Origin of the sequence: Peribacillus saganii (genome assembly GCF_003429095.1) — a bacterium.
GTDB classification, from domain to species: Bacteria; Bacillota; Bacilli; order Bacillales; family DSM-1321; genus Peribacillus; species Peribacillus saganii.
The window spans coordinates 63,249-74,450 of sequence record NZ_QVTE01000025.1; the positions used below are offsets into that span (position 1 = coordinate 63,249).

Genomic DNA, 11,202 nt, shown 5'->3' on the forward strand with positions numbered 1-11,202 from the left:
ATTTTATCATATCCTCGAATAGATTCGCTTTTCCTTCTATTCGTTATGATTTTTCTAACTAATTATTTAACATGTATATTTTAGTTGCATTATTTTTAATTTTTTAGGCAACTCCAAATCACCTCATAACACCTTCCAATGAATCGGAAATTTCCGGAAAAAGTGTGTAAATGATTTTTCGCATAAGCCAAAAAACCTTCCTTTATTTCTAAGACTCGGAAGGTTTTGTTTAGTTTGTATTACTTGCTTCATCTTTCACTCTTATGTAACTATTCTTTTTACTTAAAGTTTTTTAGAATATCCATTTCCCAGGGTGAACAAGGCTACTTTTGATTTTGAATGTTTTTAACTGCCTGATGAAGGCTTGCGAAGGTAGAAATACCTTCGAGCTTCAGGCCCAGGTTGACCATCGTTTGAGCAATTTCAGGCCGTATTCCTGTTAAAATCACTTTAATGCCAACCAATTTTAGAGCGTCAATCACTTTGAAAATGTGATTAGCTACCATCGTGTCAATAATAGGGACTCCAGATAATTCAATTACTATATGGCTTAACTGTAGGTTTGTCCCATAATTCAGAGCTTTGTCCATCAGTTCCTGTGATCTTTTCGTATCAAGGTCTCCAACCAGAGGGAGAATTCCTATTTCTTCCGTTATCCTTACTATTGGGATGGAAAGCTCCAATGCAGTTGCTTCCGCCGCATAAATCCTAGAAGAAAAAGTGCTGGAATAAGATAAACTTAACCAATGTACAGCACGGTCAACAATGGAATCAAACCGGGATATGATATTATAGAATTCCTCAAGGGAAAAATTGTATTCTATCGATTCATCTTTAATAATGTTGCCAATCGTATTCCGGTAAAAACGAACTTCTTCTATTGCTAGATCTAAAGGTAAACCCATTTCAACTAATAAATTTACCCCATCTGCTCCCCATTTTTTTAGCTTCTCATATGTGTAGTCCAGATCTTCGATTATGGATTGAGCAAAAATACTTATTAGATTTTCCCGCCATTTTTGCAGCGATACATCCACTTTACTTGAATAACTATTATGATCAGCAAGAAATCTCTCGTGGGCCAGTTTTTCTTTTTGGCTGATTACTTTACTGGATATTTCTCTAAGAGGAATATTAATCGATGTATTCAAGCTTCTTCCCTCCTAAAAAATCAACTATTAATTTATTATAACAGCAGAAAGATTAAATTGAAATGTTAGGATTGACTGAAAATTCAAAAAACTCGTAGTGTAAAATTATTCGGAGATGTTCTCTTTGGAGAAGGTGAAAAATTACCTGATGTCTAAATAATGCTGTAGAACTTTAGGGGGAAAATGATGTAATGGCAGAGGTCTTAACGAAATAACAATATCTTCCGACATGAAAGATTCTTGTTGTGCTTCTTTTAAGCGGTTATACATCTTTTTACCGCCGACGGAATTAGCAGAGTGTATGGTTATGCGATTAGCAAACAATTTTTCTCTTATCATTATTTGTACAAGCAAAGAACCATTCCTGTTTTTATCTACTAAATCATGGTCTAAAGAAAGATGTTCTATTTCAAAATTATTCAATAAATAAATACAATCATCTATTGTTAATGCTAGAACATAACCTTCGGGGGGGGACCGAAAATCATCCAGAAAAACGCTAATTCTATCCATCCATTCGCCTCCTTCTGAGGAAAAGCAGATATTCCCCAGATATTGTAATTAATCCTCAGTCTAACACACAAAGACAGAATAAAATACGATAAATTTTAGAACTACTTAAAATTTTTTACTTATGAGAGGTTTATGATTCCAAAGTCATGGGTAAATTCAATTTGGTTTATAAACGCTTTAATCGGCTGTTACCTTTTAAAAAATTCCGAATGAAGCAGGTTTCTTGCTTTACAGCGTCTATTTATCACCGTCTGTAAAACTATCTAAATATATTTTAGTGTTTTAGAAGGTATTTACATAAAAGCATTGAATTAGCTAAAGAGAGGCTATAAATGAATACTTGAAAGCATATTAATTCATGAAAGTTTTTTTTATCATATTTTTCCCTATAGTTTTTAGTTACAAAAACTGCTACAACTTTTGTAAATCATGACTATTAATCAGTTAACAGGAGTGAATAATGTTGAGTCTTGTCTTGGATCAAAATTATAAGGAATACTTTAAAAATAATAGGAAAAATTTTCAAGAGGAACTTCTGAAAGAAGCTGTAAATGTTCGTGAAAAAATTAAAGATATCCTTATGATAGGGAACATCAACCTACTTGAAAACGCACATAAGCTGGTGATGTATACACTTGGTGAAGAAAAGGAACAACTGGAGGATTTTGCAAGAGTAGAAGGAATTTCCTGGGCATCTCATAACTTAACATTGGCATTCAAGCTAGAATGGGTTCAGGCAATTCGCAGAACGCTGTGGCAATTTTTACAGGAGTATGATATAGAAAACCAAAACCAGTTTGAAATTATTGATTTTTTTTATCAGCTTGAAAGAAAAGTAAACGATGGCATAGACCAGTTTCTTAATGTGTTTTTCCTGAGTTATTCCGAGTATAAAGATAAATTAATTGAAGCACAGCGAGTATTGGTTGAAAATCTTTCTGTTCCGATTATACCGATTACCCAAAAGGTTTGTGTTCTTCCATTAATAGGGCAAATTGACAGTACACGAGTCCACATCATTGAAGAGAAAGCCTTAATGGAGATCGGAAGGCTTCGTATTCACTCCCTAATAATGGATCTTTCTGGCATAGCCCAAATGGAGACGGAAGTCATTGACCATTTGATAAAGATTATCGACGGCGCAAATATGATGGGCTGTCATTGTGTTATCACGGGACTCCGTCCTGAATTGGTACGTAAGATCACCCGACTGGGATTGTCGTTTGAAAATAAAGCTGAGACAAAAGTCAGCCTGCAGCAGGCGCTGGAGGATTACCTCGCTACTAAATAAATTCATTTGATACGTCAAAAAACCGTATACCAAAAGGTATGCGGTTTTCATTATTCTATGCTGCCTCTTCCAAGTGCCAGTGTTGCAAGTACGATCCCTTGATCATCCCTCTCCAGGGTTACACTGAACGTACCGGCTTCGTCGTCCCTGAAACTGTATTCACTTGCTTCTTCCTTTAGCAAGTCACTCTCATATTCGATAATTTCCTGAATTGAATCCTTTTCCTCCTTGTATCTGTCCACTTCCAGTGCATCTTTCGGAATCCGTTCCTTTATATCAGAAAGAACTTCCTCTTCGCTCGGTCGTTCATCACCTTTAGCCTCATACTGAAGCTGAACATTAACAGCCCGATGATCCTCAAATGTTACAATTAAGAAATCATCTTGAAAACGCGCAATTTCTACATCACCCTTATTTTCTCCGTATATCTTTTCCAATGTTTTTCTAGTATCACCCAACCCCCCTTTTTCGGTAAGCTGCTTGTTATTCTTCGGTTCCTCTTCAGATTTTGCTTTTATTTTCTCGACTGAGGGGTTGTTTTTATCTCCTTCGTTTACCATTTTTTCTTTATCCGGAGAACATGCTGCCATTCCCAGCAAAATCATAAATGCTGCAGCAGTTATTTTCAATTTCCCCATTAAGCTATGCCATCTCCTTTTTAATATGATGATTATTTTTCTGGATATCCAAATTATACCCATCTAAAATGGGACTAATCAGCAAATTGGAAGAAATGGGATAAAGATAGTGAAACTTTGTATATTCTTTGAATATTCTCAGTCTGGATGAACCAAAAATGCAGGAGTTATTTTTCAGCCTTTAAAGTCACCGGATAAAATGTTTGGTTACCGCGTCCGAAAATAGTGTGAATTGCTTTTCATACTCCCACAATATAACAGTCTTTGTGTTTCCAAAATAATACTAAACCACCCTTCAACTAAGATCTACCTGCTATTATTCTCATAGTTCTTTTTTCGCCGCCTCTAGCTTCTATTGAATAAAAAAAGCCCAAATGGATGATAAAATACCCAACCTATATACTCTAAAGCATTCATTACTACAAATTTCCTGCTGCTTTTTATGTATATTTTTTCTATTTTAGGTTTGAAAGCGCCATCAACTGTCTATAAGTATACTATATTCAACAGTTTTGCCTTATTTCTCTAAAAAGCAATATACCAAAAGCAAAATCATCTATCACAGGGTGTCTATTATTCTTATAAGACACCCGTTTTTTAAATTAATTTTTAAGGAGGTATTAGTATGGGGGAAGCAGCATTCCCAATTCAAGTATTAAAGGAACAGCCAAATGTGTCTATTCGTCCTTCACATTCCATTACAGATATATATGGAAAAGATATTGCTTACACTCCAAAGTTGTACGCAGAGGATTATCAGCATTTTTCCAGTGATCTGTTAAGCCTGGAAGCATTGACTGGAAGGGAACTAAGCGCTGTAGGCAACGTTCCTGTTATATGCCATGAAGGAACCGCCACAGAACCCGCATTAGCCTTGCTAAGAAAAGCCGGACTCCACGTACCTCCAATTCGTTATACTTATCGAAATGACATAGAATATATCGAGGTACTAAAGGATCTGGCCGAACAAAGTAAAAAGCTTATATTCCAATATCCGCATCCTGCTGAAAAGGTATCCCCTGATGTATCGTGGGTTGATCCTCAGCTTCTCGCGTATTTATGCGATAAAAGAAGTATTCCTGAGCTTGTGCCGCACGACCATGTTCCGCCGAGAAGAATGATGAGTCTGAAACAAATACTCGAGGAAAAACCGGCACTCCCGATTGTATTAAAAACCGGTGATGGACGGCCTACTTCCGGCGGTTGCGGCGTATTGCTCGTTGAAGATGAAAGGCAGTTGCATGAAATTGATGAATCATTTGGTGATTTATCAAAAATCATTGTAGAAGAATTTATCCATTATGACCAAAATATCTCCGTTCATTTCGCGGTCAACGAACAGGGTGTTATCAGTTTTCTGGGCAAATCAATACAGCTTGTCAATAAAGATGGCTGTTTCCGCGGCAGCTGGATCACTGTTGATATTGATGATACAATTGCTGATATTGTTGACACCGGCTATGAAGTAATGCGAAATATAGCCGCGAAAGGTTACGTCGGGATTGCCGGATTTGATGTGCTTATTCGCGGAGATCAGTATTATTTTATTGATTTAAATGTAAGATTTAACGGTTCAACATGCGGGCTTTTACTATACAAAGACATTCGAAAAAATTACGGCAAAGAAATTGTACGGCTCTGCAATCTTGAGTGGAATCACCATTTCGACAGCCTTATTCCTATTGTGGAAAAATACATGGAAAAAGAACAGTTTATCCCATTAAGTCTATTGGACGCATCCTACTTCCCTGCGGAAAAACAAGTCTCAAAAGTAATCGGTCTTGTGATCGGGCATTCCGCACCTGAGGTAGAGAGTGTATTGATGGAAATAACAAAAGATGGCCTGTTACTAAGGGAGTAAGGATAACTGAACATCAAAGGCCAGTCAGGTTCGCATGACTGGCCTTTTTTGTATGCTCTGCCCTTCATTTACGTGGTATGAAGTATCAATATAACAATCGAACCCAGGTAAAGCTTATTGTTTTTCCCCATCTTTTATGTTATTATTTTATATGTCATTAATATAATTTGCGCGGTTGTGGCGGAATGGCAGACGCGCTAGATTCAGGTTCTAGTGGGGGCAACCCCGTGGAGGTTCAAGTCCTCTCAGCCGCATCAAAACTAGTAAAAAGCAATCTGCACAAGCAGGTTGCTTTTTTGCTGTACTTTTTACACTGAAATTGCGCTAAATGAGGGGTATTTCAGCATTAGGTGAAAGATTAGGATCTGCCTTGCCTTCGATGAAAACCGGTGGCTCATTAACTTCTTTAACCCCCTCTGGCAGAAGACTATCCTCAGTTGCCTTCGCCTCGCTTATTTTCCTTATTTTTTTTATTCCATTTCGTTTTGTTATTCTTCATAACCTCCTGCTTGCTTTGCGGTTGTTTAATGTGGTTTATGACAGTATTATCTGTAAAATTGCTTGTTCTTACTCCGTGGTCCTCAATCCAAATTTTTTTACTGTGCTTAACATTATTATTTAAATAGTGATACCGACGAGTGCGTTCACGAAATGCAAACTAATCACGGAAAACACTCCGTTTCAGATTCCCTTCCACAAATTAGCCAATCACAGAATTAATAAAGTTTTCACGGTATTGCTCCCTATTTTCAAGTAATTATTCTTTTCATCACGGAATAGATTTTATTTACGGGACTACTGCTAGTTTTTTTCACGGAAACCTATTCATTTTTCATTAAAGGCCAAATAGTTTTTTTAACAATATAAAGAATTTCTAATAAAATTCCAGGAAATCCAACCGATAAATTACAGTAAAAATATAAATAAAAAACATTGTTAGGGTGAATGAAAAAATGATGTGCATTTGTGAAGAACTGGACCAGAAAAAGTATAAATTGACAGGCAAAATAGTAATTGTAGAGGATAAGAAAACAATATTGAAGCATACAGGGCTTATGAGCGAGGATTGGATGAGTTTTTGGGAAATTGACAGCCGTTTACTCACCGGCTGCTTTCATTCCCTAAACCCTGATTTTGATAGAATAATTGTAGTTTATGATTATGAGGCTTTCTGTTCCGATCCGGACGTTAGAGAAGCTATTCTTTTCCATGAGCTTGGTCATATCACCTATCCGGTAGGCCAGGGGGAAAATAATATTGAAGCAGAAATAAGCTGTGATCAGCACGCTATTAATAACGGATTTAAATGCGGTTTGGAAAAAGTGCTCGATTTGCTCTTGGAAATGTCCCAATCATTGAAGAATGCCGTACTGGCAGATATGACCAAACATAGGCTGAAAATGATACATGCTGGGTAATAAAGCTGACTGCCTGGCTTTTTATGAATATCCTTTAATCTGTTCCACCCATTCATTACCGGGTGGTTTTTTACTGTTCCTCAATTAACTCTCCAGCCGTGATTAACCTGCACACCTTTTATAAGTTGAGCTTTTTGTCATTTGCCATTGAAAGCCTGTTAATTCCATGCATTATAACTGTTATTGTCCTTTTTATAGTTTTACGGCATTTTTTCAGCTACTGCTGTAATGTCTCTAAAAATGTCCGAAAATTGTTTTAATACAAAAAGAAAGAGCCGCCATAAGGCGGGCCCGAAAAAGAACATCTCTTACAAACCTTTAACTTAACAGTATACACTGGCCTTGCTCATTGTTATCTTGAATTCACCTGTTTCGAGAATGAAAGTACGGTAAGCAGCAGCAAAATGGCCAGACAAACTAAGGTTCCAATCAGATTATCTGTTCTAAACAAAAAGGAGATGAAAATAATTGATAAGGAAACTACTGCAATGATTGTAGTGAATGGGAACCATTTTACTTCAAAAGATGGTTTTTTATTATATTGAGGACGAAGCTTTAATTGAGCCAAACAGATACTTGTCCAAATGATAAGAATGGTAAATCCGGGAATGGTCATTAAATAGCTGATGACTTGCTCCGGAGTCATATAAGCTAGGAAAAGCCCTATCACAATACATGCAGCCGTGATGATAATAGCGTTTAATGGTATTCCTTGCCGTGAAACTTTCATAAGCCTTATAGGCGCTTCCCCGCTTTGCGCCATCGAATATAAAGTCCTTGAGGTCGCATATATTCCTGAGTTTGCAGCTGATAAAACGGCAGTTAAAAGGACAAAGTTCATAATATGCGCCGCACCTGGCAAACCTGTGATACCAAATACTTGTACAAATGGACTTTCTTCTCCTGAAACCTTATTCCATGGCATGATTCCACAGATTAACAGAATCGGGATAACATAAAAAGTAATGACTCTCCAAACCGTATTTTTAATGATTTTAGGCAAAACTTTATGAGAGTCCTTTGTTTCCGTGACAGCAACACCAATCAGTTCTGCTCCCCCATAGGAAAACATTACAATTAGCAAGGCACTCATCATTCCGCTTATGCCATTAGGAAAAAATCCACCATGGGCCGTATAGTTTGAAAAAGAGGCTGCAGAACTGGGAATAATGCCACATAAAATGGCTATCCCTAATACGATAAATGCTATTAGTGTGATAATTTTAATACCTGCAAACCAAAATTCAATCTCACCATAATATTTTACTTGAAATAAGTTCATTCCCACAATTAAAGCAGCACAAAAAAAGGCAAGGAGCCAAAGTGGCTGGGAAGGAAACCAATATTTCAGAAAGCTTCCCGCTGCTAAAATTTCAACTATTGTAACCAGGATCCAATTTATCCAATAGAGCCACCCAATAATGAATGATATCCTATTCCCGAAAGCCTTATGGACAAGATGCTGTACATTTAGGTTTGGATAGGCGATGGCCATTTCTGCCAGTGCCGTCATAACAATTAATAGTAATAGTCCGCCTAATAAATAGGCTAATGCCACACTGGGCCCAGCAATATTCAGTGTGTCCGAGCTTCCTTTAAAAATGCCTGTCCCAATCATGCCCGCTAAAGCAATGAATTGGACGTGTCTTGGCAGCAAACCTTTCTGTAAATCCTGATGGCTTTTTTCCAAAATAACTCCAACCTTTCCATTAGCACTACAAAAAATATATTATCCAGGAAAAATTTTTTACTAAAGTTTTTCCGATAATTTTGTAGTGTCTTTTAAAAGACTACATTCTTTCTTTTTTGCTGTAACGCTTTTATGCAGTTAAGTAACATTTTTATAGTATAATATTTTTTGTGTTTACAGTCAATTCCGGGTATGTACTTGTTTGTCTTGATTTTTTTGCCTCCGCCCACTTATAGAAGTGAGACGAAGGCCACTATTTAAAGTAAAAAATGACAAGAGGCCTTTTAAAAGGCATTATTTCTTCCGGCATTTTTTGCATACTTGGATTAGCTTATTATCGTCTAACCGATGCGGATACAAGAGTTTTATCCTTGTTGTACCGCACAGAGGACATTCCCCCCGCCCTCTGGCAGGCATGCTGTTCAATGTTTTTCCACGATATCTTTTCGCCATTCCCATCCATCCTTACTCATCATTGATTCTATCCCTTTTATATAATGTTTAAATGGGGTAAAAATTGATGGGTATTCGCCTATTTTATTTGTTTATGCCGAAATAATATAAAAAATTTTTCTTTACGAAAAATTACTCATACAGCTGTAAGGGAATCATTCTGAACATAAAAAAAGCCTTTACGCTTGGTAGAGGCATTTTCCTCATATATCAGGCAAAGATCTGCCCTATTTAGCGGCGATCACTGCGAGTTCTGCAGCACCGCTAAATATCATCATTGACAAAGAAATTCTTTGTCGATAAAGCAGATCTGCCTGCCACAGTAGTCAATACAAACGTTTTATGCCTGTTCACCATTGGCTGGCTACGGCATTCCCATTTGCGTCGCTACAATAAAAATATACCCGGAAGCATTAATGGTAAACTTAAATGAATGAATCTTCCGAAAAATAAAACTCCTATGTTACCTATTTTTCATTCTATAAGCGATTACAAAAATCACAATGGGCAGAAGAATCGGCAGCTTAAACCAGCCCTCTGCACCGCCAAAATAAAGTGCGAGGGCTGGCAAGAGCAAGGCATAACCGCTTATCATAAAAGCTTTCCACGAGTTTTTCCATAAACCCCATACTAACCATAAGCCTGAGACAGCAACCAAGGACCAATAAATGATACCAACCAAGAATAAAGCCATTGCTTTCTCACCCTTTATCAAGTCGAGATATAACACATTATATGTTTTGACGGTGTTCTGGGTCCCTTCCAATTGGAGTCATTTTAATCAAGAAAAAAACCAAAACGCTGTAGCTGAATGGCGTTTTGGTTATATCTTAAGTACTGTTGTTTATTGTCTTTCTGGCTCTGGATAGTCATATCCCTTTGTATCTACTTCAACCGTTTTTATCTTTTGGTCGTGGACCGGTTTATCTGAACCGTCGTGTTCAGCAGCAACGATTTCGTCTACAACATCCATACCCTCCAGCACTTTTCCGAAGGCTGCATAAGCACCATCAAGGGATGGGGCATCTGCTACCATAATGAAAAATTGAGAACCCGCTGAGTTTGGCTCTTGGGTCCGTGCCATTGATAGTATACCTCGTGTGTGCTTTAGATTATTTTCAAAATCGTTTGCACTAAATTCACCTGCAATGGAATAATCAGGGCCGCCTGTCCCATTTCCTTCAGGGTCACCTCCCTGTATCATAAAACCAGGTATGACACGATGAAAAATTACCCCATTATAAAAGTCCTTTTCAATTAGTGAAATAAAGTTTGCCACTGTATTGGGGGCAACGTCAGGATATAATTCCAGCGTGATCTTGCCTCCGTCTTCCATCGAAATTGTCACAACTGGCTTGCTTTTCACATCGTCTGGATAATTTGATTGCTCCTCAGTTTTATCATCTGATGCCGGTTTCTTTTCATCTGTTCCTTGTTCAGAGTCAGATCCGCAGCCGGTTAACAAGAAAAAGACAGCTGCCAAAATAGCGAGGATCAGATTATGTTTTGCTAAAAAGTATTTCATTATAAACCTCCCAATTGCTTATGTATCTAAATATTTATTATAGCATGAATAACAATCCCGATTTTACTAAATCGTGTATTTATGCCTATTGTAACAGCTTTATGCTACTACCTTTGTCCCTTTTTTACTTTTTCGAATATTACGTCTTTTCAAATTGTGTGATTACATGTAAAATAAAACAGAACTCTCCTTTTTGTTTACCTTTAATAGACAAAAAGTGAAGTTCTGGCCCGCACGAATAGGGTCACAAAGACGTTTGCCACTGGAAACGGGAAATTTATGCAGTAGCTCATCGCACATATGGACGCAAGTTGAAACAGGTGTAAATTACATTTCTGTCACTTTTAGTCTTTGCTCTGCTGAATGCGGGCGGAAAATCTTTCACGATTCCTATCCGCAAGAAAATCAAGTACCCAACCGAGGAGGCATGCAAGATGAAAATTATGAGTAATGAATTATTGGTGGTTTCCTATCGGGATGCAGTGTCGAAAGTGGATAAGGATTTGATTAAAATTTTTAAACAGGAAATGCGAAAACGCGGATTAGCCACAAAATGACAACAAACCCACCGTTCATAATGACGGTGGGATTTTTGTTTTTCCAAATTAACCTACTATATGGCTCTATAATATTTGTTGGGGTTCCCAAACAATACGGTTTGC

General features: G+C 37.4%; 10 protein-coding genes and 1 tRNA gene. 5 read left to right on the forward strand and 6 right to left on the reverse strand.

Features of this window, described 5'->3' with window-relative positions; all coding sequences use genetic code 11:
* Positions 1-323: 323 nt before the first annotated feature.
* Together D0469_RS09580 and D0469_RS09585 are read right to left on the reverse strand one after the other, a co-directional pair.
* On the reverse strand, positions 324-1,151 hold the full coding sequence (locus D0469_RS09580; protein WP_117326523.1) for an STAS domain-containing protein: 828 nt from the start codon (positions 1,149-1,151) through the stop codon (positions 324-326).
* A gap of 141 nt (positions 1,152-1,292) precedes the next feature.
* A complete protein-coding gene (locus tag D0469_RS09585) occupies positions 1,293-1,664 on the reverse strand; it encodes a cyclic-phosphate processing receiver domain-containing protein (protein WP_117326524.1) in 372 nt (123 codons plus the stop codon).
* Between the two features lie 460 nt (positions 1,665-2,124).
* Between D0469_RS09585 and D0469_RS09590 the strand changes: the two genes are divergently transcribed.
* Positions 2,125-2,955: an STAS domain-containing protein gene (locus D0469_RS09590; protein WP_117326525.1), complete on the forward strand. Its 831-nt coding sequence runs from the start codon at positions 2,125-2,127 to the stop codon at positions 2,953-2,955.
* Positions 2,956-3,005: 50 nt separating this feature from the next.
* On the opposite strand, the gene D0469_RS09595 is transcribed toward D0469_RS09590, so the two are convergent.
* A complete protein-coding gene (locus tag D0469_RS09595; RefSeq protein ID WP_117326526.1) occupies positions 3,006-3,593 on the reverse strand; it encodes a hypothetical protein in 588 nt (195 codons plus the stop codon).
* A gap of 625 nt (positions 3,594-4,218) precedes the next feature.
* Here D0469_RS09595 and D0469_RS09600 point away from each other — a divergent pair.
* From D0469_RS09600 to D0469_RS09610, 3 genes are all read left to right on the forward strand, one after another.
* Complete coding sequence (locus tag D0469_RS09600; protein ID WP_117326527.1) at positions 4,219-5,454, forward strand: ATP-grasp domain-containing protein; 1,236 nt, start codon at positions 4,219-4,221, stop codon at positions 5,452-5,454.
* Between the two features lie 171 nt (positions 5,455-5,625).
* A tRNA-Leu gene (locus D0469_RS09605) sits at positions 5,626-5,708 on the forward strand.
* Between the two features lie 699 nt (positions 5,709-6,407).
* Positions 6,408-6,872, forward strand: coding sequence for a hypothetical protein (locus tag D0469_RS09610; RefSeq protein ID WP_117326528.1), 465 nt, complete (start codon positions 6,408-6,410; stop codon positions 6,870-6,872).
* A 352-nt stretch (positions 6,873-7,224) separates the two neighbouring features.
* Here the strand turns inward: D0469_RS09610 and D0469_RS09615 are convergent, their stop codons facing one another.
* The 3 genes from D0469_RS09615 to D0469_RS09625 all read right to left on the reverse strand — a co-directional run bounded on the left by D0469_RS09615 (position 7,225) and on the right by D0469_RS09625 (position 10,540).
* Entirely contained in the window at positions 7,225-8,562 is a 1,338-nt protein-coding gene (locus D0469_RS09615; protein WP_117326529.1) for an amino acid permease, read from the reverse strand.
* 916 nt (positions 8,563-9,478) lie between these two features.
* Positions 9,479-9,709: a hypothetical protein gene (locus tag D0469_RS09620; protein WP_117326530.1), complete on the reverse strand. Its 231-nt coding sequence runs from the start codon at positions 9,707-9,709 to the stop codon at positions 9,479-9,481.
* A 150-nt stretch (positions 9,710-9,859) separates the two neighbouring features.
* Positions 9,860-10,540 carry a peptidylprolyl isomerase gene (locus tag D0469_RS09625; protein ID WP_117326531.1) on the reverse strand — a complete coding sequence of 227 codons (681 nt, stop codon included), beginning with the start codon at positions 10,538-10,540 and terminating at the stop codon, positions 9,860-9,862.
* A gap of 434 nt (positions 10,541-10,974) precedes the next feature.
* On the opposite strand from D0469_RS09625, the gene sda reads away from it, so the two are divergent.
* Positions 10,975-11,097: a sporulation histidine kinase inhibitor Sda gene (gene sda / locus D0469_RS09630; RefSeq protein WP_117326532.1), complete on the forward strand. Its 123-nt coding sequence runs from the start codon at positions 10,975-10,977 to the stop codon at positions 11,095-11,097.
* Positions 11,098-11,202 lie beyond the last annotated feature (105 nt).

Excerpts from the sequence above, each read along its gene's own strand:
- D0469_RS09585 (WP_117326524.1), bottom strand. The coding sequence starts at position 1,664 with ATGGATAGAATTAGCGTTTTTCTGGATGATTTTCGGTCCCCCCCCGAA.
- D0469_RS09590 (WP_117326525.1), top strand. The coding sequence starts at position 2,125 with ATGTTGAGTCTTGTCTTGGATCAAAATTATAAGGAATACTTTAAAAAT.
- D0469_RS09595 (WP_117326526.1), bottom strand. The coding sequence starts at position 3,593 with ATGGGGAAATTGAAAATAACTGCTGCAGCATTTATGATTTTGCTGGGA.
- D0469_RS09600 (WP_117326527.1), top strand. The coding sequence starts at position 4,219 with ATGGGGGAAGCAGCATTCCCAATTCAAGTATTAAAGGAACAGCCAAAT.
- D0469_RS09610 (WP_117326528.1), top strand. The coding sequence starts at position 6,408 with ATGATGTGCATTTGTGAAGAACTGGACCAGAAAAAGTATAAATTGACA.
- D0469_RS09620 (WP_117326530.1), bottom strand. The coding sequence starts at position 9,709 with ATGGCTTTATTCTTGGTTGGTATCATTTATTGGTCCTTGGTTGCTGTC.
- D0469_RS09625 (WP_117326531.1), bottom strand. The coding sequence starts at position 10,540 with ATGAAATACTTTTTAGCAAAACATAATCTGATCCTCGCTATTTTGGCA.
- sda (WP_117326532.1), top strand. The coding sequence starts at position 10,975 with ATGAAAATTATGAGTAATGAATTATTGGTGGTTTCCTATCGGGATGCA.